General features: G+C 74.4%; 20 protein-coding genes. 1 reads left to right on the plus strand and 19 read right to left on the minus strand.

From position 1 onward, the window contains the following. Positions 1 to 89: 89 nt before the first annotated feature. The 12 genes from ACERUJ_RS08915 to carA all read right to left on the minus strand — a co-directional run bounded on the left by ACERUJ_RS08915 (position 90) and on the right by carA (position 14,433). Entirely contained in the window at positions 90 to 2,171 is a 2,082-nt protein-coding gene (locus ACERUJ_RS08915) for a primosomal protein N' (protein WP_370248164.1), read from the minus strand. A 148-nt stretch (positions 2,172 to 2,319) separates the two neighbouring features. After that, positions 2,320 to 3,522 carry a methionine adenosyltransferase gene (metK, locus tag ACERUJ_RS08920; RefSeq protein WP_370248165.1) on the minus strand — a complete coding sequence of 401 codons (1,203 nt, stop codon included), beginning with the start codon at positions 3,520 to 3,522 and terminating at the stop codon, positions 2,320 to 2,322. Positions 3,523 to 3,658: 136 nt separating this feature from the next. After that, positions 3,659 to 4,897 (minus strand): bifunctional phosphopantothenoylcysteine decarboxylase/phosphopantothenate--cysteine ligase CoaBC, encoded by a 1,239-nt coding sequence (gene coaBC / locus ACERUJ_RS08925; protein ID WP_370248166.1) that lies wholly within the window; start codon positions 4,895 to 4,897, stop codon positions 3,659 to 3,661. A gap of 16 nt (positions 4,898 to 4,913) precedes the next feature. Continuing rightward, positions 4,914 to 5,243 carry a DNA-directed RNA polymerase subunit omega gene (gene rpoZ, locus ACERUJ_RS08930; RefSeq protein WP_370248167.1) on the minus strand — a complete coding sequence of 110 codons (330 nt, stop codon included), beginning with the start codon at positions 5,241 to 5,243 and terminating at the stop codon, positions 4,914 to 4,916. Positions 5,244 to 5,282: 39 nt separating this feature from the next. Next, the gene (gene gmk, locus ACERUJ_RS08935) at positions 5,283 to 5,879 is read right to left on the minus strand and encodes a guanylate kinase (protein ID WP_370248168.1); all 597 of its coding nucleotides are present in this window, start codon (positions 5,877 to 5,879) and stop codon (positions 5,283 to 5,285) included. Continuing rightward, positions 5,876 to 6,193 (minus strand): integration host factor, actinobacterial type, encoded by a 318-nt coding sequence (mihF, locus tag ACERUJ_RS08940; protein ID WP_370248169.1) that lies wholly within the window; start codon positions 6,191 to 6,193, stop codon positions 5,876 to 5,878. The genes gmk and mihF overlap by 4 nt, the downstream gene beginning before the upstream one ends. Before the next feature lie 155 nt (positions 6,194 to 6,348). Then, positions 6,349 to 6,846: a hypothetical protein gene (locus tag ACERUJ_RS08945; protein ID WP_370248170.1), complete on the minus strand. Its 498-nt coding sequence runs from the start codon at positions 6,844 to 6,846 to the stop codon at positions 6,349 to 6,351. Next, positions 6,839 to 7,672 carry an orotidine-5'-phosphate decarboxylase gene (pyrF, locus tag ACERUJ_RS08950; protein ID WP_370248171.1) on the minus strand — a complete coding sequence of 278 codons (834 nt, stop codon included), beginning with the start codon at positions 7,670 to 7,672 and terminating at the stop codon, positions 6,839 to 6,841. Before pyrF ends, ACERUJ_RS08945 begins: the two co-directional genes overlap by 8 nt. Beyond that, positions 7,669 to 8,826: an alpha-hydroxy-acid oxidizing protein gene (locus ACERUJ_RS08955; protein WP_370248172.1), complete on the minus strand. Its 1,158-nt coding sequence runs from the start codon at positions 8,824 to 8,826 to the stop codon at positions 7,669 to 7,671. Before ACERUJ_RS08955 ends, pyrF begins: the two co-directional genes overlap by 4 nt. A gap of 32 nt (positions 8,827 to 8,858) precedes the next feature. Further along, positions 8,859 to 9,899 (minus strand): quinone-dependent dihydroorotate dehydrogenase, encoded by a 1,041-nt coding sequence (locus ACERUJ_RS08960; RefSeq protein ID WP_370248173.1) that lies wholly within the window; start codon positions 9,897 to 9,899, stop codon positions 8,859 to 8,861. Between the two features lie 11 nt (positions 9,900 to 9,910). Next, positions 9,911 to 13,321 carry a carbamoyl-phosphate synthase large subunit gene (carB, locus tag ACERUJ_RS08965; RefSeq protein ID WP_370248174.1) on the minus strand — a complete coding sequence of 1,137 codons (3,411 nt, stop codon included), beginning with the start codon at positions 13,319 to 13,321 and terminating at the stop codon, positions 9,911 to 9,913. Next, positions 13,321 to 14,433, minus strand: a complete 1,113-nt coding sequence (gene carA, locus ACERUJ_RS08970; protein WP_370248204.1) for a glutamine-hydrolyzing carbamoyl-phosphate synthase small subunit — start codon at positions 14,431 to 14,433, stop codon at positions 13,321 to 13,323. The genes carB and carA overlap by 1 nt, the downstream gene beginning before the upstream one ends. A 262-nt stretch (positions 14,434 to 14,695) precedes the next feature. On the opposite strand from carA, the gene ACERUJ_RS08975 reads away from it, so the two are divergent. Continuing rightward, entirely contained in the window at positions 14,696 to 15,142 is a 447-nt protein-coding gene (locus ACERUJ_RS08975) for a MarR family winged helix-turn-helix transcriptional regulator (protein ID WP_370248175.1), read from the plus strand. Positions 15,143 to 15,157: 15 nt separating this feature from the next. On the opposite strand, the gene ACERUJ_RS08980 is transcribed toward ACERUJ_RS08975, so the two are convergent. From ACERUJ_RS08980 to ACERUJ_RS09010, 7 genes are all read right to left on the minus strand, one after another. Next, complete coding sequence (locus ACERUJ_RS08980) at positions 15,158 to 15,430, minus strand: hypothetical protein (protein WP_370248176.1); 273 nt, start codon at positions 15,428 to 15,430, stop codon at positions 15,158 to 15,160. Between the two features lie 18 nt (positions 15,431 to 15,448). Next, positions 15,449 to 17,623 (minus strand): Ig domain-containing protein, encoded by a 2,175-nt coding sequence (locus ACERUJ_RS08985; protein ID WP_370248177.1) that lies wholly within the window; start codon positions 17,621 to 17,623, stop codon positions 15,449 to 15,451. Positions 17,624 to 17,736: 113 nt separating this feature from the next. Continuing rightward, the gene (locus ACERUJ_RS08990; protein WP_370248178.1) at positions 17,737 to 18,393 is read right to left on the minus strand and encodes a flavin reductase family protein; all 657 of its coding nucleotides are present in this window, start codon (positions 18,391 to 18,393) and stop codon (positions 17,737 to 17,739) included. A gap of 17 nt (positions 18,394 to 18,410) precedes the next feature. Next, a complete protein-coding gene (gene hsaC, locus ACERUJ_RS08995; RefSeq protein ID WP_370248179.1) occupies positions 18,411 to 19,307 on the minus strand; it encodes an iron-dependent extradiol dioxygenase HsaC in 897 nt (298 codons plus the stop codon). Then, positions 19,304 to 20,209 carry a 4,5:9,10-diseco-3-hydroxy-5,9,17-trioxoandrosta-1(10),2-diene-4-oate hydrolase gene (gene hsaD, locus ACERUJ_RS09000; RefSeq protein ID WP_370248180.1) on the minus strand — a complete coding sequence of 302 codons (906 nt, stop codon included), beginning with the start codon at positions 20,207 to 20,209 and terminating at the stop codon, positions 19,304 to 19,306. The genes hsaC and hsaD overlap by 4 nt, the downstream gene beginning before the upstream one ends. Then, a complete protein-coding gene (gene hsaA / locus ACERUJ_RS09005) occupies positions 20,209 to 21,396 on the minus strand; it encodes a 3-hydroxy-9,10-secoandrosta-1,3,5(10)-triene-9,17-dione monooxygenase oxygenase subunit (RefSeq protein WP_370248181.1) in 1,188 nt (395 codons plus the stop codon). The genes hsaD and hsaA overlap by 1 nt, the downstream gene beginning before the upstream one ends. A 96-nt stretch (positions 21,397 to 21,492) precedes the next feature. Further along, a complete protein-coding gene (locus ACERUJ_RS09010) occupies positions 21,493 to 22,386 on the minus strand; it encodes an alpha/beta fold hydrolase (RefSeq protein ID WP_370248182.1) in 894 nt (297 codons plus the stop codon). Positions 22,387 to 22,389: the final 3 nt, after the last annotated feature.

Consider the following 22,389-nt stretch of genomic DNA (forward strand, 5'->3'; position numbering starts at 1 on the left):
GGAATGCACCGGATCGGGGCCCGAAGTGGTGCATTCCGCTGGTGACGACGGGAAACAGCGAGCCCAGTCTAGTGAGCGGTGGCGGGGCCTCAGAGCGAGGGCGGGTCGAGGCGGACGCGCACCGCGTCCAGCTTGCGGGCCGAGCGGACCCGCTGGAGCTCGCCCAGGGCGGCGGCGAGGGCGGCACCGTGGACGCGCGGCGTGCGGACCACCACCTGCTCCTCGGCCTCTTCCGGAGCCCCGCCGGGGCCGCGGGGACCCGCGGACGGGACCGGCACCGGACCGAGCACCTCGGCCACCGGGGGCAGCGGCAGCAGCGTGAGGGCGTCGTCGAGGGCGCCGGGCTCGCCGGTGAGGGTGGCGACGCGGGTGGCGGGGGGCAGGTGGGCGGAGCGCCTCTCGGCGGCCTCGCGCGCGGCGAACCCGCCGTGGTCCCATCGCACGAGGGCCTGCAGCGCCGGGTGCGCCGGGTCGCCGACGGCCAGGGCCCGCCCGCCGGGGGCCAGCAGACCGACGGCGTTGCTCCAGCGCCGCAGCGCCTCCTCGGCGGCGCGCAGGTCCTCGCGCGCCAGCGGGGCCCAGGTGTCGAGCAGCAGCACCGTGGCATAGCCGGCGGCCGCCACCGGCTCGGCACCGGGGGTGGCGACCACCAGGGCGGGACGGTCGGGCACGGTGGCGAGCACGTGGTCGCCGGCGGAGGACAGCACGCGCACCTTCGGGAACGCCCGGCCCAGCTCCTCGGCCGTGCGGGCGTCGCCCACCACCGGCGCCCGCAGGCCGTGGTGACCGCACTCGGCGCAGGCCCAGGCCGGGTCCGGCGTGCCGCACCAGCGGCACGTGGGCGGCTGCAGCGGCCCGCGCAGGGCGAGCGGGCCGGCGCAGGCGGCGCAGCGGGCCGGGGTGCGACAGCGTTCGCACGCCAGGGCGGCGGCGTAGCCCCCGCGCGGGGTCTGGACGAGGACGGGACCGCGCTCGAGGCCCTCGCGCAGCAGCAGGTGCGCCTCCCGCGGCACCCGCGCACCGACGCCGGAGGGGTCGCGCCCGCGAGCGGGGTCGCTGGCTCCGGCGATGTCGACCCGGAACCGCGCCCGCACGACCTCGCGCGGCGCGCCGACCTCGTGCGCCCAGCCGGTGACGAGCAGGTGGTCGGCCTCCACGCTGCGCGCGAAGCCGGCGAGCACCGCGGCGGTGCCCTCCCGCTCGGCGCGCAGGAGCAGCACCTCGCGCGTGTGGGGGTAGGGCGCACGCGGCTCGGCGTGGAGGTCGTCGCCGTCGTCCCAGACGACCACCAGACCGAGGTCGTGGACGGGGGCGAAGGCGGCGCTGCGGGTGCCGATGACGACGCGTCGCGCGCCCCGGCTCACGGCCAGGAAGTCGCGGTAGCGCCGGGCCGGGCCCGCGTCGGCGGCCAGCACGACGTGCTGGTCGGGACCGAGGCGCTGGGTCAGGGCGGCGTCGAGACGGGCGACGTCCTTGCCGTCGGGCAGGCACACGATCGTGCCGCGCCCGCCGGCGAGCGTGGCGGCCACGAGGTCGGCCAGCAGCGCCGGCCAGGGCTCCCCCGGCAGCACCCCGACCACGGCACGCGGCGCCCCGCCGTCGTGGAGGTGGCGCAGCAGCGCGGGGGCCGCCGGGTGGGCCGACCAGTCGTGGTGGGGACGGGCGAGGTCGGTGGGCACGGGCGGCGCGGGGACGGAGGCGGCCTTCTCGGCGGTGGCGTGGCGCGGCGGCACCGCCAGTCGCAGCACGTCGCTGCGCACCCCGGCGTAGCGCGCCGCGACGTCGGCGGCGAGCGCCGCGACCGCCGGGCTGAGCACGGGTTCGGGACTCACCACCCGGCGCAGCGGCGCCAGGCGGCCGGCGTGGTCGGTGGTGGCCGCACGCTCCAGGAGGTAGCCGCCCACCTCCTGACCCGCGAAGCGGACCTTCACCCGCACGCCCGGCACGGCGGCCTCGGCCAGCGCGGCCGGCACGGCGTAGTCGAAGGTCCGGTCCAGGTGGGCCAGCGGCACGTCGACCAGCACCCGGGCCACCGGGTCGACCGGCGCGGGCTCGGCCTCGGCCCGCGCCCGCTCGCGGCTGGCGCGGGCCTTCGCCTGCGACTCGCGCACCGTGGCCCGCAGCCCGGGCAGCCCCGGCTGCGCGGGCGGGGTGGGGTCCGGCGGCGTCACAGCCGTTGTCTACCAGTCGGCACCGACGTCCCCGCACGCACCGCACGCACCGCCTCCCCCTCGACGACCCCGGGACACGACGACGCCGCCTCCGGGAGCTCCCCGGGGCGGCGTCGTCGTGGTCGCGGGCGCCGTGCGGCGCCGGGGGTCAGACCCCGGCGGCGGCCTTGAGCGCCTCGGCGCGATCGGTGCGCTCCCAGGTGAACTCGGGCAGCTCACGACCGAAGTGGCCGTAGGCGGAGGTGGCGGCGTAGATCGGGCGCAGCAGGTCGAGGTCGCGCAGGATGGCGGCCGGACGCAGGTCGAAGACCTCGAGGACGGCGCGCTGGATCTCCTCGTCCGAGACCACACCGGTGCCGAAGGTCTGCACGAACACGCCGACCGGCTGGGCCTTGCCGATGGCGTAGGCCACCTGCACCTCGCAGCGGCGGGCCAGGCCCGCGGCGACGACGTTCTTGGCCACCCAGCGCATGGCGTAGGCCGCCGACCGGTCGACCTTGGACGGGTCCTTGCCGGAGAACGCGCCGCCACCGTGGCGCGCCATGCCGCCGTAGGTGTCGACGATGATCTTGCGACCGGTCAGGCCGGCGTCGCCCATGGGGCCGCCGACGACGAAGCGACCGGTGGGGTTGACCAGCAGCCGGTAGCCCTCGGAGGGCAGGTCGAAGGTGGCGAGCACGGGGTCGATGACGTGCTGCTTGATCTCGCCCTCCAGCTTCTCCAGGTCGGTGTCCTCGGAGTGCTGGGTGGAGAGCACGACGGTGTCGATGCGCACGGGGCGGTCCTGGTCGTCGTACTCGATGGTGACCTGGGTCTTGCCGTCGGGACGCAGGTGGGGCAGCGTGCCGTTCTTGCGCACGTCGGTGAGACGCTCGGCGAGCCGCTGGGCGATCACGATCGGCAGCGGCATCAGCACGGCGGTGTCGTCGCAGGCGTAGCCGAACATCAGGCCCTGGTCGCCGGCGCCGCGCTGGTCGAGCTCGTCCTCCGAGGACCCCACGCGCGACTCGAGGCCGTGGTCGACCCCGGCGGCGATGTCGGCGGACTGGCCGCCGATGGCGACGCTGACACCGCAGGTGGCGTAGTCGAAGCCCTTGTCGGAGTGGTCGTAGCCGATCTCCTTGATCGCACCGCGCACGATGTCGGCGATCGGGGCGTAGACGTTGGTGCGCACCTCGCCCGCGACGACGACGAGCCCGGTGGTGAGCAGCGTCTCGACCGCGACCCGCAGGTTCTCGCGGTCGGGGTCGTGGGTCATCAGGTAGTCCAGGACCGAGTCGCTGATGCGGTCGGCGATCTTGTCGGGGTGCCCCTCGGTCACGGACTCGGAGGTGAAGAGGCGTCCAACCACGGTGAATCTCGCTCTCGTGCAGGGTGGGTCAGTCGGGATGCGATCGATGCGTCACCGATCGTTCGGACCGGGGCAGCCTACGGACTGCGTCGGACCAGCATGCAAGATGCCCGTCTCGTGTCGTGAATCGGTGGGCTCAGGCCAGGCGCGGGACGACGGCGTCCCAGATGGCGTGGGCCAGCGACTCCTTGCTGCCGCGCGGCACCGGCCGCTGGCCGCCGTCGGCGTCGAGGAGCACGGCCTCGTTCTCGGTGCTGCCGAACACCGCGCCCCCGCTGACGTCGTTGACCACGAGCAGGTCGCAGCCCTTGCGGGCCAGCTTGGCGCGGGCGTGGTCGAGCACCGAGCCGCGGGCGTCACCGGTCTCGGCCGCGAACCCGACGACGACCGTGTCGCCGGCGCCCCGGGTGGTGACGAGCTCGCGCAGGATGTCGGGGTTCTGCACCAGGGCGATCGACGGGGCCGAGCCGTCCTCGTCCTTCTTGATCTTGGCCTCGCTGACCTGCGCGGGGCGGAAGTCGGCCGGGGCGGCGGACATCACGACGGCGTCGGCGTCGGCGGCCGCGGCGAGCACCGCCTCGCGGAGCTGGGCGGTGGTCTCGACCGCGACGACGTCGGCGCCGGCCGGGGCCGGCAGCGCGACGTTGGCGGCCACGAGCGTCACCCGCGCACCGCGGGCCAGGGCGGCCCGGGCCAGGGCGTGGCCCTGGCGTCCGGAGGACCGGTTGCCGAGGAAGCGCACCGGGTCGAGGTACTCGCGGGTGCCGCCGGCCGACACCACGACGTGACGACCGCCGAGGTCGTGCACGCCCGCCGACGCGCCGCGGTCGAGCACGTCCTGGCACAGCGCGGCCAGCGCCTCGGGCTCGGGCAGGCGGCCCTTGCCGGAGTCGGCGCCGGTGAGGCGACCGACGGCGGGCTCGACCACCAGCACGCCGCGCGAGCGCAGCGTGGCGACGTTGGCGACCGTGGCGGGGTGCTCCCACATCTCGGTGTGCATCGCGGGCGCGAGCACCACCGGGCAGCGGGCGGTGAGCAGGGTGTTGGTGAGCAGGTCGTCGGCCAGGCCGTGGGCGGCCTTGGCGAGCAGGTCGGCCGTGGCCGGGGCGACGACGACGAGGTCGGCGCCCTGCCCGATGCGCACGTGCGGGACCTCGTGGACGGCGTCCCACACCTGGGCGGAGACGGGCTTGCCCGACAGCGCCGACCAGGTGGGGGCGCCGACGAACTCCAGCGCCGCGGCCGTGGGCACGACGGTGACGTCGTGACCCGACTCGCGCAGCCGCCGGAGGAGCTCGCAGGCCTTGTAGGCCGCGATCCCTCCGGCGACGCCGAGGACGACCCGGGGCGCCTCCCCGGGAACCGGGGTGGTCACCTCCGGATCGCCGTGGTCACTCGTCGACGGACGCGCCGTCGGCCAGGGCGGCCGCGGCGGCGGCCTGCTCAGCGGCGAGCTCGGCGGGGTCGACGTCCTCGCAGACCAGCTTGTCCTCGCTGATCTCGCGCAGCGCGATGGAGAGCGGCTTCTCCTGCACGTGGGTGTCGACCAGCGGGCCGACGTACTCCAGCAGGCCCTCGCCGAGCTGGCTGTAGTAGGCGTTGATCTGGCGCGCACGCTTGGCGCTGAAGAGCACCAGCTTGTACTTGCTGTCGGTCTTGGTCAGCAGGTCGTCGATCGGCGGGTTGGTCACGCCTTCGGCGGCGGTGTTGGGCGCGGACACGCACATCCTCACTACGGGATTCGAACGACGGCGGCGGGGTCAGGAACGTGGAGCGGACCCGTCGGCGTCATGGCCAGTCATCAAGGCTACCAACTCCGCCGCCGCGAGGTGTACTTCACGGTTGACGATGGTCACGTCGAACTCCGACTCCGCGGCCAGCTCGGCCCGCGCGGTCTCGAGCCGGCGCTCCCGCTCGGCCTCGTCCTCGGTGCCGCGACCGACCAGCCGGCGCACGAGCTCCTCCCACGACGGGGGCTTGAGGAACACGAACACCGCCTCCGGCATGGTCTCGCGCACCTGGCGGGCGCCCTGGAGGTCGATCTCGAGCATCGCGGGTCGTCCGGCGGCCAGCGCCTCGACCACGGGCCGGCGCGGCGTGCCGTAGCGGGCGGCCCGGTGCACCACGGCCCACTCCAGCAGCTCGCCCTCGGCGATCATCGCGTCGAAGGCGGCGTCGTCGACGAAGTGGTAGTGCACCCCGTCCACCTCGCCGGGCCGCGGGGCCCGGGTGGTGACGGAGACCGAGATCCAGACCTCGGGGTGGTCGCTGCGCACGGCGGCGGCCACGGTGCCCTTGCCGACCGCGGTGGGTCCGGCGAGGACGACGAGACGGCGCGAGGGGGCGGGGCCGCTCACTCCGGGGCGAACTCGCGCTCGAGCGCGGCGATCTGCTTGCTGCCCAGACCGCGCACCCGGCGGGACTCGGCGATGCCGAGCCGCTCCATGACCTGGCGGGCGCGCACCTTGCCCAGACCCGGCATCGACTGCAGCAGGTCGACCACGCGCATCTTGCCGATGACGTCGTTGGTCTGCCCCTCCAGGATCACGTCGTGGATCGAGGCCCCGGAGTTCTTGAGCCGGTTCTTGACCTCGGCGCGCTCGCGCCGGGAGGCCGCAGCCTTCTCGAGCGCCGCCTGGCGCTGTTCGGGGGTCAAGGGGGGCAGTGCCACGTCGTGGTCCTTCGGTCGTCGTGCAGGTCGGTCCGGGCGGGCCCGGGGGCCCTCGGCTCGGCACCGCGCCCGGGCGGGGGCGGACCGGTGGTCAATCTAGTCACGCCGGTGCGCGCGCGGCAATCAGGGTCGCCCGCGGCCGTCGCGCCCCCGGCTCAGCCAGCGCCCGGGAGGCCCAGCGGCGTCTTGCAGACGTCGCGCGCCTGCTGCTGTACCGCGTCCAGGGCGGCGGCGACGTCGGGGGTGGCGAGCGCCCGGGCGGCGCCGCTGATCGCATCCTGCTGCGCGGGGGTGACCGAGGCCGGAGGGTCGGCGGGGTCGTAGTCGCCGGCGTCGACCTCCGCCGCCGCGAGGGCGTCGCGCAGCGCCCGCACCCGCGTCACGACCACCGACCACTCGTCGACCAGGTCCTCCGGTGCGGCCGCCTCGAGTCGCTCGAAGGAGGGCAGGACGTCGAGCAGCGCCGTCGGCGAGCCGGTCCCGGTGACCTCCGCGATCCGCCCCTGCTCGGTGCCGACCACCGCGCAGTACGCCTCGCGCGGCGAGGTCTCCGGGTCGCCGCAGCCGCCCAGCAGCGGACCCAGGACGAGCCCCGCGAGGAGCAGCACGCCCGCCGCGTCCCGATGGCGGACCGGCGTGCGGGGCTCACCCACGCAGCTGCTCCTGCAGCGCCGTGACCGCCTCGCGCAGCGCGGCGACGTCGGGTCCGCGCGAGAGCACCTCGCGCGAGGACGACGGCAGCACCTGGGGGTAGGCCGCGCCGAAGACGCGGTGGAGGTCGGCCACCGTCCCGCCCTGGGCGCCGAAGCCGGGCGCGAGGAGCGGCCCGTCGATGCCGAGGTCGTGCCCGCCGGGCGTGATCGTGGCGCCCACGACGGCCCCGAAGCTGCCCAGGGCGCCCACGGCCCGCTCGGGGGCGTTGAGCGCCCGCAGCGCCTCGAGCACCTCGGCGGCCACGGTGGCACCGCTCGCGGTGCGGGCGTGCTGCACCTGCGGCCCCTCGGGGTTGGAGGTGAGCGCGAGCACGAACAGCCCGCCGCCGTGGTGGCGGGCGGTGGCGACGAACGGGTCGAGCGAGCCGAACCCGAGGTAGGGGCTGACCGTGATCGCGTCGGCCGCGAGCGGGCTCGCGGGATCGAGGTAGGCGTCGGCGTAGGCCTGGGAGGTGGAGCCGATGTCGCCGCGCTTGACGTCGAGCAGGCTCAGCGTGCCGCCCGCCCGGAGGTCGGCCAGGGTGCGCTCCAGCACCGCCACCCCCGCCGCGCCGTGACGTTCGAAGAAGGCCGCCTGGGGCTTGACCACCGCACAGACCGGGGCCAGCGCCTCCGCGGCCGTCCGGGCGAACCGCTCCAGGCCGGCGACGTCGTCGGGCAGGCCCCAGGCGGCGAGCAGCGAGGCGTGGGGGTCGATGCCCACGCACAGCGGGCCGTGCGTGGCGGTGGCGGCCGCGAGGCGCGCCCCGAAGCCGGTCGTGCTCACGCGAGCCTCCGCAGCGCCTCGGGCGTGAGGTCGGCGAGCGTGGGATACCCGTCGACGGCCATGATCAGGTCGGTCTCGGCCAGCAGCGAGCGCAGCACGTGCACCGCACCCGGCACGCCGCCGTGGGCCAGGCCGTAGACGTAGGGACGGCCGATCGCGACCGCGTCGGCACCCAGCGCGAGCGCCTTGAGGACGTCGGAGCCGGTGCGCACCCCGGAGTCGAAGATCACCGGGGCCCGGCCGTCCACCGCGGCCGCGACGTCGGGCAGCCACTCCAGCGCCGCTCCCCCGCCGTCGGCCTGCCGGCCGCCGTGGTTGGAGACGTAGATGCCGTCGGCGCCCGCGTCCAGCGCCCGGCGGGCGTCCTCGGGGTGGCAGATGCCCTTGAGGACGATCGGCAGGTCGGTGAGCGAGCGCAGCCAGGGCAGGTCGTCCCAGGTGACCGGGTGGCCGAAGGTGCCGACCCAGGTCATCACGGTCGTGCCCGGGTCGGGGTCGGGGCCGGTCATCTCGGCGAAGCGCGGGTCGGAGGTGTAGTTGGCCAGGGCCTTGCCGCGCAGCTGCGGGAAGTTGCCGCTGGCGAGGTCGCGCGGGCGCCAGCCGGGCACCCAGGTGTCGAGGGTGACCACGAGCGCCTCGTAGCCGGCGGCCTCGGCGCGGTGCACGAAGCTCTCGGCCAGCGCGCGGTCCTTGGGCGTGTAGAGCTGGAACCACGCGGGGGTGTCGCCGCGGGCCGCCGCGACGTCCTCCAGGGGGTCGCTCATCAAGGTGGAGCCGATGAACGGCACTCCGGTGGCCGCGGCCACCTCCGCCCCGTGGATGTCGCCGTGCTGGTCGGGGGTGCACAGGCCGAGCACGCCGACGGGTGCCATCAGCAGGGGCGAGGGCAGCCGGCGCCCGAACAGCTCGACCGACAGGTCCCGCTCGGTGGTGGCCCGCAGCATCCGCGGGATCAGGGCGTAGCGGGCGAACGCCTCGGCGTTGGCCCGCTGGGTGCCCTCGGTGCCGCTCCCGCCGGCGACGTAGGTGCGCAGCTCGGGCGGCAGCGTGGCGAGGGCGACGCGCTCCCGCTCGGCGTGGTCGAAGGGGTGGGCCGGCAGGACACCGCCCAACGCGCCCAGGTACAGCTCGATCTGGTAGTCGCCGAACGCCATGCGGGTGCCTCCTCGGGGCGGTGGGACGGTGCTCAGGCCAGGCCGGCGGCCACGCGTCGCGGCCAGCCGGGGCCCTCGTAGATGAAGGCGGTGTACCCCTGCACGAGGGTGGCCCCGGCGGCGAGCCTCTCACGGGCCTCCTCCGGGGTGGTGATGCCGCCGACGCCGATGAGCACCAGGTCGGCCCCGACCTCCGCGCGCACCAGCCGCAGCACCTCGGTGGCACGGTGCGTGAGCGGCCGCCCGGAGAGACCGCCGGCACCGATCCGCTCGACCTCCGCCGGGGCGCTGCGCAGGCCGTCGCGCGCGATGGTGGTGTTGGTGGCGATGAGTCCGTCCAGACCGATCCGCCGCGCCATGGCGGCGACGTCGACGACGTCCTCGTCGGCCAGGTCCGGGGCGATCTTCACCAGCAGCGGCACGTGGCGCGCGGCGGCGGCGTCGGCGGTGGCGCGCACGTGCTCGAGCAGCGGCTCCAACCGCTCCACGGCCTGCAGCGAGCGCAGGCCCGTGGTGTTCGGCGAGGACACGTTGACCACGAGGTAGTCGGCGTGGGGGGCCAGCAGGCGCGCCGAGACGCCGTAGTCGGCGAGCACCGCGGCCTCGTCGTCCTCGGGCACGACCTTGGTCTTGCCGATGTTGATGCCGAGCACCGGGGCGCCTGCCGGACGGCCACGCGCGGCGAGCCGGGCGGCGACCGCGGCGGCACCCTCGTTGTTGAACCCCATCCGGTTGACGACGGCGTGGTCCTCGACCAGCCGGAACAGCCGGGGCCGGGGGTTGCCCGGCTGGGCCTGCCCGGTGACCGTGCCGCTCTCGACGTGGCCGAAGCCCAGCGCCCCGAGGGCGTCGATGCCGACGCCGTTCTTGTCGAACCCGGCGGCGAGGCCCAGCGGGTGCGGGAACCGCAGTCCGAGCGCCTCGACCGGGGTGCCGACCGGGCGCCGCCACCGCAGCACCGGCCCCGCCGCCCGCACCGCCGCGAAGCCCAGGTGGTGGGCCCGCTCGGCGTCGAGGCGGCGGAAGCCGTGGCGGAACAGCTGCTGGTAGGCCCGGCCCGTGTCGCGTGCCATCGTGGACCGGCTCAGTCGCCGCGGGCGGCGGAGGGACCCGCGCCGGTGATGACGCGCGCCCAGTCCTGCAGGCTGCGCACGTCGAGTTCGCCGCGCCGGCGCGCCTCGATGCCCTGCACGGCGGCGCCGAGCCCCTGCACGGTGGTGATGCACGGGACGTTGGCCTTCACCGCGGCGGTGCGGATCTCGTAGCCGTCCAGGCGCACGCTGCCCGACCCCACGCCGGCCCCGTAGGGCGTGTTGACGATGAGGTCCACCTCGCCGTCGCCGATCAGCTGCACGGTGGTCTTCTCGCCGTTCGGGCCCGGACCCTCGTGGTGCTTGCGCACCACGCTGGCGGGCACGCCGTTGCGGCGCAGCACCTCGGCGGTGCCCTGGGTGGCGAGGATCTCGAAGCCGAGGTCGGCCAGCACCTTGACCGGGAAGATCATCGAGCGCTTGTCGCGGTTGGCCATCGACACGAACACCCGGCCCTCCAGCGGCAGCGCGCCGAAGGCGGCGGCCTGGGACTTGGAGAACGCCCGGCCGAAGTCGCGGTCGAAGCCCATGACCTCGCCGGTGCTCTTCATCTCCGGGCCGAGCACGGTGTCGACCTGCTGGCCGTCGGGGGTGCGGAACCGGTTGAAGGGCATCACGGCCTCCTTGACCGCGATCGGCTGGTCCGGGGGCAGCACGCCGCCGTCGCCGGTGGCCGGCAGCACGCCGGCCGCGCGCAGCTGCGCGATCGACTCCCCGAGCATCACCCGGGCCGCGGCCTTGGCCAGCGGCGTGGCGGTGGCCTTGGAGACGAACGGCACCGTGCGGGAGGCACGCGGGTTGGCCTCGAGCACGTAGAGGATGTCGGAGCCGAGAGCGAACTGGATGTTGAGCAGGCCGCGCACGCCGACGCCCCGGGCGATGGCCAGGGTGGCCTCGCGGATGCGCTGGATCTCGTGGGCGCCGAGAGTGATCGGCGGCAGCGCGCAGGAGGAGTCGCCGGAGTGGATGCCGGCCTCTTCGATGTGCTCCATGACCCCGCCGAGGAACAGCTCCTCGCCGTCGAAGAGTGCGTCGACGTCGACCTCGACGGCGTCGTCGACGAACCGGTCGACCAGCACCGGCGCCTCGTGGCTGATCAGCCCCGCGGCGACGTACTTCTCCAGGTAGGTCTCCAGCGCGTCGTCGCCGTAGACGATCTCCATGCCGCGCCCGCCGAGGACGTAGGAGGGACGCACCAGGACCGGGTAGCCGATCTCGCCGGCGATGCGCCGGGCCTCGGGGTAGGAGGTGGCGGTGCCGTGCTTGGGCGCCACCAGCCCGGCCTCGGCCAGCACACGGCCGAAGGCGCCGCGGTCCTCGGCCAGGTCGATGGCGTCCGGGGAGGTGCCCACGATCGGCACGCCGGCGGCCGCCAGACCCTGGGCGAGCCCGAGCGGCGTCTGGCCTCCGAGCTGGCAGATGACACCGGCCACGGGGCCGGCCTGCTGCTCGGCGTGCACGATCTCGAGCACGTCCTCGAGCGTGAGCGGCTCGAAGTAGAGCCGGTCGGAGGTGTCGTAGTCGGTGGAGACGGTCTCGGGGTTGCAGTTGACCATCACCGTGTCGTAGCCCGCCCCGCCCTTGGACGCCGAGAGCGCGAGGGAGGCGTGCACGCAGGAGTAGTCGAACTCGATGCCCTGGCCGATGCGGTTGGGGCCGGAGCCGAGGATGATCACGGCCGGCCGCTCGCGCGGGGCCACCTCGGTCTCCTCGTCGTAGGAGCTGTAGTGGTAGGGCGTCTTCGCCGCGAACTCCGCCGCGCAGGTGTCGACGGTCTTGTAGACCGGCCGGATGCCGAGGGCGTGACGCACCCCGCGCACGACCTCGGGGGTGATCCCCCGGATCCGGCCCAGTTGGACGTCGGAGAACCCGTGCCGCTTGGCCAGGCGCAGCAGGTCCGGCGTCAGCTCGGGGGCGGCGATGAGCTCCTGGGCGATCTCGTTGATCAGGCTCAGCTGGTCGACGAACCAGGGGTCGATCCGGGTCGCGTCGAAGACCTCCTCGGCGGTGGCCCCGGCGCGCAGGGCGTCCATGACCTTCTTCAGCCGGCCGTCGTGCGGCTTGACGATCTCGGCGAGCAGCGCGGCCTTGTCGAGCTCGACGACCTCGTGGGACCAGTCGAAGGGGGCGTCCTTGCTCTCCAGGGAGCGCAGCGCCTTCTGCAGCGCCTCGGTGAAGTTGCGCCCGATCGCCATCGCCTCGCCCACCGACTTCATGTGGGTGGTGAGCACGGGGTCGGCCCCGGGGAACTTCTCGAAGGCGAACCGCGGCACCTTGACCACGACGTAGTCCAGGGTCGGCTCGAAGGCCGCCGGGGTGACGCCGTGGGGACCGGCGGTGATGTCGTTGGGGATCTCGTCCAGGGTGTAGCCGATGGCGACCTTCGCCGCGATCTTGGCGATCGGGAAGCCGGTGGCCTTGGAGGCCAGCGCGCTGGAGCGCGAGACCCGCGGGTTCATCTCGATCACGATCACCCGGCCGTCGACGGGGTTCACGGCGTACTGGATGTTGCAGCCGCCGGTGTCGACGCCGACCTCGCGGATGATGCCGATGGCGAGGTCGCGCAGGTGCTGGTACTCGCGGTCGGTGAGGGTCATCGCGGGCGCCACGGTGATCGAGTCGCCGGTGTGCACGCCCATCGGGTCGAGGTTCTCGATCGAGCAGATGATGACGACGTTGTCCTTGCGGTCGCGCATCACCTCCAGCTCGTACTCCTTCCACCCGATGATCGACTCCTCGATCAGCACCTCGGTGGTGGGGCTGGCGGCCAGACCGGCGCCGGCGATCCGCTCGAGGTCGTCGGCGTCGTAGGCGATGCCGGAGCCGGTGCCGCCCATGGTGAAGGAGGGTCGGATCACGACCGGGAAGCCGCCCAGCTGCTCGACGGCGTCGCGGCACTTCTGCAGCGCGTGCGCGACGCGCGCGCGCTCGTCGCCGGCCGGGAGGTCCTCGGCGTTGCAGATGACCGAGCGGGCGACCTCGCCGCCCACCTTGTGCACGATGGCGTTGAACAGCTCGCGGTTCTCGCCGCGGTGGATGGCCTCGAAGTTGGCGCCGATCATCTCCACGCCGTACTTCTCCAGCACGCCGGCCTCGTGCATCGCGATGGCCGCGTTGAGCGCCGTCTGACCGCCCAGGGTCGGCAGGATGGCGTCGGGGCGCTCCTTGGCGATGACCTTCTCGACGTACTCGGGGGTGATCGGCTCGACGTAGGTGGCGTCGGCGAACTCCGGGTCGGTCATGATCGTGGCCGGGTTGGAGTTGATCAGGATGACCCGCAGGCCCTCGGCCTTGAGCACCCGGCAGGCCTGGGTGCCGGAGTAGTCGAACTCGCAGGCCTGGCCGATGATGATGGGCCCCGAGCCGATCACCAGGACGGACGTGATGTCCTCGCGCTTGGGCATCAGAGCTCTCCTGCCATGAGGGCGACGAAACGGTCGAAGAGGTAGGCGGCGTCGTGCGGACCGGCCGCGGCCTCGGGGTGGTACTGCACGGAGAAGGCCTTGAGGGCACCGGTCGTGTCGCGCAGCTCCAGGCCTTCGACGACGTCGTCGTTGAGGCAGACGTGGCTCACGGTGGCCTCGCCGTAGGGGGTCGTGGTCGCGCGGTCGAGCGGCGCGTCGACGGCGAAGCCGTGGTTGTGGGCGGTGACCTCGACCTTCCCGGTGGTGCGGTCCATCACGGGCTGGTTGATCCCGCGGTGGCCGTACTTGAGCTTGTAGGTGCCGAAGCCCAGCGCGCGCCCGAACAGCTGGTTGCCGAAGCAGATGCCGAAGTAGGGCAGGCCGCGCTCCAGCACCGCCTGCAGGGTGCTGACGTCGGCGGTGCCGGGGTCGCCCGGCCCGTTGGAGAAGAACACCCCGTCGGCGCCGGTGGCCTCGATGTCGGCGAGCGTGGCGGTGGCGGGCAGCACGTGGACCTCGATCCCGCGCCGGGCCATCAGGGCCGGCGTCATGCCCTTGATGCCGAGGTCGAGCGCGGCGACGGTGAAGCGCTTGGCGCCCCACTCCCCCGGCTCGGCGGGCACGACGTAGGCCTGCTCGGCGCTCACCTGGCCGGCGAGGTCGGCGCCCTTCATCGAGGGCTGCTCGAGCACCCGGGCCAGCAGGGCCGCCGGGTCGGTCTCGGTGCTGGAGATGCCGCAGCGCATCGACCCGCGCTCGCGCAGGTGCCGGGTGAGGGCGCGGGTGTCGACCCCGCTGATGCCCACGACCCCCTGCGCGCGCAGGGCGTCGTCGAGGTCGCCGGTGGCGCGCCAGTTCGAGGACCGGCGCGCGGGGTCGCGCACGACGTAGCCGGCCACCCAGATCCGACGGGACTCGTCGTCCTCGAGGTTCACCCCGGTGTTGCCGATGTGCGGGGCGGTCATCACCACCACCTGACGGTGGTAGGAGGGATCGGTGAGGGTCTCCTGGTAGCCGGTCATCCCGGTGTTGAAGACGGCCTCCCCGAAGGTCTCCCCGGGCGCACCGTAGGACTCGCCGCGGAAGGTGCGGCCGTCCTCCAGGACCAGGATCGCCGAGCGGCGGAGGGGGGATCCTCCGGCGGCGGTGGGTGCGTCGACTGTCGAGGCATGCGGCTGCACGCCGACCTCCTTCTCCGCCTCACGGGACGGTGCTTAAAGGACGTTCGGGCTGCCGAGGACCCTAGCAGTCCCCGGCGGCGCTCCGGTGCGCGCGCCCGGCTGCTGGTCGGCTGCCGGGACGTGCGTGCCACGGCCACGCCGTGCAGCGGTCGGTGCCCCCGGGGAGATGCCTCGTGGACGTAAGATCGGTGATGTGAGTGCACCGCTGACCCGTTTCGTGCTGGAGGACCAGCTCTGCTTCGCGCTGCAGGACGCCGCGCGGGCGGTGGTGGCGTCCTACCGTGCGGGGCTGGCCGAGCTCGGGCTGACCTACCCCCAGTACACCGTCATGCTCGTCCTGTGGGAGGCCGAGGAGGTCAGCTTCGGCGACCTGTGCCGCCGGTTGAGCCAGGACAGCGCCACCGTCTCCCCGGTGGTCAAGCGCCTCACGGCCATGGGAGTGGTGGAGAAGCGGCGCCGCTCCGACGACGAGCGCCAGGTCGACGTCGTCCTCACCGACGCGGGGCGGGCCCTGCGCGAGCGCACGCGCGAGGTGCAGACCGGGGTCGAGCGCGCCACCGGCATGACCGGCCCGGAGATCGCCGACCTGCGCAGCCGCCTGCAGGCGTTCACCGCCGCGCTGCGCGCCGACGAGGCCTGACCCCTCCGGTCCGGGTCAGGGCGCTGCGGGGTCGCGGCGCGCCGCCCGGGTGGCCATGAGGCCGATCGTCCAGCAGGACACACAGCCCCGCCAGGCCACGACGCTGCCGACGGCGAGCAGCAACCAGGCCGCCGAGCGGTGCACCAGCGCGAGCGCGAGGACCAGCAGCACGGCGCCCACCACGCCCCGGGCGTAGTGCACGGCCAGGGAGCGGCTCGCGAACATCGCACCGACGGGGTCGGGCTCGTGCGCGCCGACGGCGGGGCGCTCGGGCTGTACCTGGGTCACCCCGCCAGTGTAGACGGCTCACCCGGCACCGGCGGGGACGACGCGGATGGTGAACCGTCGCACCACGCTCACCCCCCAGCGGTCGACGACGCTGACGCCGACCCCCACGGTGCCGGCGCCCTGGCGGCGGGTCCGGGCCGGCAGGCGCAGCGTGAGGACCCGCTGGGCGGGCGTGGCGCCCGGCAGCAGTCGCACGCCGGGATCGGCCTTCCGCAGGCTCCACACGAGCGGCCCGACGCCGCCGTCGACGGCGAGGGTGGCGCGGTAGACCCGGCCCGCACGCCCCGCGGGCAGCGTCGCCGCCGTGACGGCGCGCAGCCGGGGCTCGATCCGCAGGGCGAGGGTGCCGCTGCCCTGGGCGCCGGCCTCGTCGGTGGCGAGCACCGAGACGGTGGACTCCCCCGGCGCCTGCGGACTCCCGGTGAACACGCCGTCGGGGCGCAGGCTCAGCCCGGGCGGCAGGACGCCCGCCGACCAGGTGATGGCCCCCGTGCCGCCGGTCGCGCCGACCTGCACGTGCACCGGGACCCCGACCTCGAGCACCTCGGGGTCGTGCGGCAGCACCTGGGGCGGGCCGGCCCCGGGGCCGGGGGTGACCTCCAGCGCGGTCTCGAGCACCCGGGTCGTGCCGGCGGCGTCGCCGACGACCAGCCGCAGCGGGTAGCGGCCGGGCACGGTCGGGGCGACCCCGATCAGGGAGCCGGAGTAGGGGTCGAAGGACGTCCCGGGCGGGGTCTCGAGCGCTCCGGTGCGCACGGGCGCCACGCCGCCGGTCACGCCGTGCACCTCCGCCACCACCGACGTCCCCGCGGCCGCGGTCAGCGGGGTCTCGCGCCCGACCCGCAGCAGCTGCGGGTCCTCGGCCGGGGTGAGGCTCACCCGGTAGCGCCCGAGCGCACTGTAGGGGCCGGTCCGGCCCGCCGGACGCGGGTCGGCGTTGCCGTCGCCACGGACCTCGATCACGACCTCGCGCGGAGAGGTCGGGCCGGCCGCGACGTCCACGCTGGCCCCGGTCCCGACCGCGGCCCAGGACGCGGCCATGACCGTCGGCGGCGCCGCCCGGCCGAGCACGGCCCCGGTGTCGGCGTCGCGCACGACGAGGTCGACGTCGAGCATGGAGGTGGGCGAGACCGGCGCGACGGTGACGGTCACCGGCCCCGCCAGGCGCGCGGTGACGACGTCGACGTCGTCGGCGTCGCCGATGTCGCCGAGCACCGAGGAGTCCGGGGTGACGGCGGGCGTCCCGGGGCCCGGGGCGTCGGGCAGGTCGTCGGGTCGGCGGCCGAGGGCGACGTCGAGCAGGGCGAGGTCGTCCTGCCCGACCGGGGTCGCCCCGGGATAGGACCCGTCGGACCAGGTGGCCGTCGCGGCGCGGTAGGGGTTGCCCATCAGCGGCGCCCACAGCTCGGTCCCGGCGTAGACGGGTGCGCTGACCTCGGGGGTGACACAGCCGCGGTCGCGCAGGCCCGCGGCATGACCGACGTCGATCGTGGCCACCGCCCCGAGGTCCTCGGCCGTGGCGGCGTCCGGCACGAACACCCAGGACAGGCCGTAGGAGTCGCGCAGCTCCTGCAGGCCGGCCGCCGGGCCGGCGACGCCGAGGTACGACACGCCGCTGCACGGCCCGCACGTGGACCAGAGCTCGTTGCGGTCGCTGAACAGGACCCGCAGCCCCCAGGTGGGGTCCTCGGGACCGCTCTGGCGCATCGCCTCCGGAGCGGGCTCCTCGGTGGTGACGTCGACCTCGAAGGGCGCGAGCTTGTCGGCGACGTAGCGCCAGGCGCGCCGCACCTCGTCCTGCTCGCGCTCGTCGAGGGTGCTCGGGTCGCCGTCACGGTCGTACCCGGTCGCGACCAGCGGATCCACGCCGACCCAGGTGTTGTAGGCGGTGCCGCTGACCGTGGCCCCGCCGAGGTCGAGCAGCACGGTGACCGGGGCGCCGGGACGGGAGTGCAGGGTCGTGACGTCCCCCGACCCGCCCGACCCGCCCGGCCCAGCGACGTCGTGGCCCGACGCCCGCGCCCGGGCCGCGGACAGGACGACGGGCGCCGGGATCGGCGGAGGTCCCGGGGCGGCCCGGTCGCCGGCGTCCGCGGCGCGCGCGGGCCGGACCGGGGAGAGGACCGCCCCGGTGGCCAGGAGGAGCGCGACCGCTCCCGTGATCAGGCGTGCCGGACCTCCCCACGGCGTCATCGCCGTCACCCCTCCCCAGGTCGTGCGCCCGCGGTGGCCGGGCGTGGGCCGAGCCTAGGAGCGCGACCGGTGGTCCGGGGGCCGCTCCGACGGTTCCTGGGGTCGATCTGGCCCTATCGGGTGGTGCGGTACTGACCCCGGTAGAACAGCAGCGGGTCCTCGGGGACGTCGCCGTCGGCAGCCTCGAGGTGCTGGACCCGGCCGATCACGACCCAGTGGTCGCCGGCCTCGTGCACGGCCTCCACGGTGCAGTCGACGTGGCCCAGCGTGCCCGGCAGGACCGGCGATCCGGTGACGGCCGCCGGGGTCCAGTCGACACCGGCGAACTTGTCACCGCCCCGGCTGGCCATCTGGTTGGACAGCTCGGCCTGGCCGTCGGCGAGGAAGTTGACGCAGAACCGGCCGGCGCGCTGGATCAGCGGCCAGGCGCGCGAGGTCTTGGCCGGGATGAACAGCACCAGCGGCGGGTCCAGGGACACGCTGGAGAAGGACTGGCAGGTCAGCCCGACCGGCGTGTCGTGCGAGAGCGCGGTGACCACGCACACGCCGGAGGCGAAGCGCCCCAGCACGTCGCGGAACCGGCGGGCGGCGGCCATCGCCTCGGGGTCGTCGGAGGGAATGCCGGTGCTCTCGCCCGGCCGCCACTCCAGGTCCAGGTCCAGATCGACGTCGCCGAGCCAGTCCTGGATCAGGTCCGGGCTCGGCCACGTGGCGGCCGCGTCGGGCCGCATCCCCTCGGGGACCTCGGGTCCCGGGCCGCTGGTGGTCACGGCGCTCACGGTAGTGACTACTTCCCGCCGCTGAAGTCGTGACCCCAGTACGAGACCGCGGTGGACTCCCGCGCGACCCAGCTGCGGTCCTCGACGGTGAGGCCGTCGGTGCCGAACTCGACGTCGAACCCGCCGGGGCTGCGGACGTAGAAGGAGACCATCTCGTCGTTCATGTGCCGCCCGAGGGTGGCCGAGAGCGGGGCGCCGTGCTTGCGGACCCGCTCCAGGGCCCGGCCGACGTGGTCGAGGCTGTCGACCTCGAGCATGATGTGCACGCACTTGGCGGGGTTGGGCATCGGCAGGAACGCCAGCGAGTGGTGGCGCGGGTTGACCCCGAGGAAGCGCAGCCACACCTTCGAGCCGGGCTCCTTGCCGACGAACTCGCCGGGCATGCTCATCGAGTCGCGCAGCCGGAAGCCGAGCACGTCGCGGTAGAAGCGCAGCGCCTCGACGTCGTCGAGCACCGGCACGACGATGTGGCCCATGCCCTGCTCGGCGGTGACGAACCGCGCACCGTAGGGGGTGATGATCGGCCGGGCCTCGTAGGTGATGCCGTGGAAGAGCTCGAAGACGTTGCCCCACGGGTCGCTGAAGCGCACCAGCTCCTGCACGCGGCGCTCGTCGACCTCCTCGCGGGTGCCCTCCTCGAAGGCCACCCCGGCCTTGGCGAGGTGCTCGCGAGCCGCCTGCAGGGCGGCGTGGTCGGCCAGCTCCCAGCCCGTGGCGCTCAGCTCGTCGCGCTCGCCGGGCACGATCACGAGCCGGGCGGACACGGCGTCGATGCGCCAGTACTGGTGGGCGGGGTTCGGGCCGCGTCCCTCGGCGAGGCCGAGCACCTTGCCGGCGAACGTGCGCCAGGCCTCGGGGTCGGTGGAGGACACGCGGACGTAGCCCATGGACCTGATGTCGATCATGCGCGGGACCTCTCCACGTGGCGCGCCAGGAAGGCGGTGGTGATCTCGGCGAACTCCTCCGCCGCCTCGATCTGGGCCCAGTGGCCGCAGTTCGGGAAGACGTGGAGCTGCGCCTTGGGGATCAGCTTGAGCGCCACCATGGCGCCGTCGAGCGGGTTGACGCGGTCCTCGCGACCCCAGGTGAGCAGGGTGTGCTTGCGCAACCGGTGGGCCTCGCGCCAGAGCATGCCGTCCTCGGCGGTCTCGGGGTTGAAGAAGCTCCACCCCATCTGGCGCATGGCGTCCTGGGCGCCGGGAGCGGTGGCGTCGGCGAACCGCTCCTCCACGAGCTCGTCGGTGACCAGGGCCTGGTTCACGACCATGGTCGAGATGAAGGCGCGCAGCGTCTCGCGGCTGGGGTCGGCGCTGAACTCCATGAGGCGCTTGACGCCCTCGGTGGGATCGGCGTGGAAGAGGTTGAGGCTCAGTCCGCCGGGCCCCATCAGCACCAGCCGGCCGACGCGGTCGGGGTGCTCCAGCGCCAGGCGCATCGCCGTGCCGCCGCCCAGGCTGTTGCCGAGCAGGTGGATGCGCTCGATGCCGAGGGTGTCGAGCAGCGCGACGACGTGGTCGGCGGCGTGGCGGTAGTAGTTGCCGACGACGTCGGGCTTGTCGGAGGAGCCGAAGCCCGGCTGGTCGACCAGCAGGGTGCGGAAGCTCCGGGCGAAGTGCGGGAGGGCGGGTCCGAAGTTCGACCAGGCGCTGGCGCCCGGGCCACCGCCGTGGAGCATCACGAGCGGCAGGCCGCCGCCGACGTCGGGGCGCGACTCCCCGGCCTCGTAGTAGGTGAGGGTGACGTCCTTGGCGGACGCCGTGCGGCGCGTGCCGTCGCGGGTCAGGAGGGGCTCGCTGGTCTGGGTCATCAGTACATCCCGGGATCGATCTTGTGGCCGAACTCGTGGGCGCCGAACATCTGCAGGGCGCGCTCGGGGTCGTTGGCGGCGTGGACTCGGCCGGCGTGGGCGTCACGCCAGGCGCGCTGGAGGACGGTGCCCTTGGCCAGCGCGCGCCCGCCCGAGGCCTCGAAGAGGCTGTCGAGGGCGTCGAGGGCGCGCTGGGAGCCGAGCACCTGGTCGCGGCGGATCTTCAACCGCGTGCGCAGCGGGATCTGCTCCCCCCGCGCGACGTAGCCCTGCGCCTCGCGCAGGTTGGCCACGAGCAGCGCCCAGGCGGCGTCGATGTCGGAGGAGGCACGGGCGATGCGCACCGCGGCGAAGGGGTCGAGGGAGGCCTTCTCCCCCAGGTAGGCCGCGCGGGTGCGACGGGTCTGCTGCTCGACGTGCTCGTCGTAGGCCCCCATCGCCATCCCGATGATCGGGGTGGTGATGGTGCCGGTGAAGATCGAGTGGAAGGGCAGCTTGTAGAGCTCGGCGGTGTTCTGCGCCTGACCGGGTCCCTTGCACTGCCCGGTCTCCCCCATCGAGAGCGTGAACGCGGTGGGCACGAACACGTCCTCCACGACGATGTCGTTCGAGCCGGTGCCGGCCAGGCCGACCATGTGCCACACGTCCTGGACGACGTACTGGCTGCGGGGCAGCAGGAAGGTGCGGAAGTCGACCACCTGCCCGGCGGCGTTGAGCACCAGGGCGCCGAGCAGCACCCACGCGCAGTGGTCGGCGCCGGAGGAGAAGCTCCAGCGCCCGGAGAGCACGAAGCCGCCCTCGGCCACCGTGGCCTTGCCCGTGGGGGCGTAGGAGGAGCTGACCAGGGTGGTGGGGTCCTCCCCCCAGACCGCCTGCTGGGCCTCGTCGGTGAACAGCGCGAGCTGCCAGGGGTGGACGCCGACGACGCTGGCCACCCAGCCGGTGGACCCGCAGGCCGAGGCGAGGTCGCGCACGGCGGTGTAGTAGTCCACGGGGTCGGCCTCGAGACCGCCGAAGCGGGCCGGCTGCAGCATCCGGAAGAACCCGGTCTCGCCCAGCTCCTTCATGGAGGCGTCCGGCACGACGCGCAGCCGCTCGCACTCGTCGGCCCGCTCGCGCAGGGTCGGGAGCAGGTCGCGGACCGCGTCGAGCACGGCGGCGCCGGCTCGGGTGGCGTGGTCGGACATCGGGCCTCCTGGGGGGTCAGGAGATCAGACTAGAACACGTTCTATTTCTGCCGCAACGGCGGCGCGCCGCGATCCCCCGCCGGGGCGGGCCAGGGCTCAGGCCGAGCGCGAGCGCCGGGCCCGGCCCGGCAGCGAGGCACCGCGCGCAGTGACGGCGTCGAGGTGCTCGCGGACCACGTCGACGACCAGCTCGGGGTCCTCGAACATCGGGATGTGGCCCACCCCCGGCAGCCGGACGACGTCAGCGTGCGGGAGCGCACGCACGTACGGCTCGCCGAAGCGCGCCACCGGCAGGATCCGGTCGTGCTCGCACAGCACCAGGCGCACCGGCACCTGCTCGTCCAGGCCCGCCACGTCGAGGTGGTCGGCGTCCTGGTGCAGCTCGGAGACGAGGAAGGGGAAGAACGAGGGGCAGTGGGTGGAGGCGGCGACGAACGCCGCGCCCTGCTCCTTCGACACCCGGCCGGTGCGCCTGCTCACGATCGCCAGGGCACCGCGGCGCACGGGCAGCGAGGACAGCACGCGCGCGTCCAGGGCGTGGCCGAGCAGCGCGAAGGGGTAGATCGCCAGGAACCGGGTGGCGATCTCGAGCTTGGCCAGCGAGAAGCGGTCCCAGCTGCCGGCCGGCGCGATGGCGGTGATGCTGCGGGCCCGGCCGCGCCGGGCCAGCTCGAAGGACAACCAGCCGCCGATGGAGTTGCCCACGAGGTGGGCGGTCTCCCAGCCCAGCTCGTCGAGCACGGCCTCCAGGCCGTCGGCGTAGGTGCGCAGCGAGACGTCGCGACGTCGCACCTGCGGCCCGCCCCAGTGGCCCGCCAGCGTGGGGGCCACGACGTCGTAGCGGTCGGTGAGACCGGGCACGACCTCGTCCCACACGTGGCGGGAGGTGGTGAAGGGGTGGATCAGCAGCACCGGCTCCCCGCGCCCGATCTGGCCGGCGCGGAGATAGGTGGCGGGAGCCCCGTGGCGGGACGTCTTTGTCTGCGACACGGC

Source organism: Nocardioides sp. (assembly GCF_964228225.1).
Lineage (GTDB): Bacteria > Actinomycetota > Actinomycetes > Propionibacteriales > Nocardioidaceae > Nocardioides.

Bases quoted from the DNA above. Each gene is read 5' to 3' on its own strand.
- ACERUJ_RS08955 (WP_370248172.1), bottom strand. From the start codon at position 8,826: ATGGCGTTCGGCGACTACCAGATCGAGCTGTACCTGGGCGCGTTGGGC.
- ACERUJ_RS08960 (WP_370248173.1), bottom strand. From the start codon at position 9,899: ATGGCACGCGACACGGGCCGGGCCTACCAGCAGCTGTTCCGCCACGGC.
- carB (WP_370248174.1), bottom strand. From the start codon at position 13,321: ATGCCCAAGCGCGAGGACATCACGTCCGTCCTGGTGATCGGCTCGGGG.
- ACERUJ_RS08985 (WP_370248177.1), bottom strand. From the start codon at position 17,623: ATGACGCCGTGGGGAGGTCCGGCACGCCTGATCACGGGAGCGGTCGCG.
- hsaC (WP_370248179.1), bottom strand. From the start codon at position 19,307: ATGATCGACATCAGGTCCATGGGCTACGTCCGCGTGTCCTCCACCGAC.
- hsaD (WP_370248180.1), bottom strand. From the start codon at position 20,209: ATGACCCAGACCAGCGAGCCCCTCCTGACCCGCGACGGCACGCGCCGC.
- hsaA (WP_370248181.1), bottom strand. From the start codon at position 21,396: ATGTCCGACCACGCCACCCGAGCCGGCGCCGCCGTGCTCGACGCGGTC.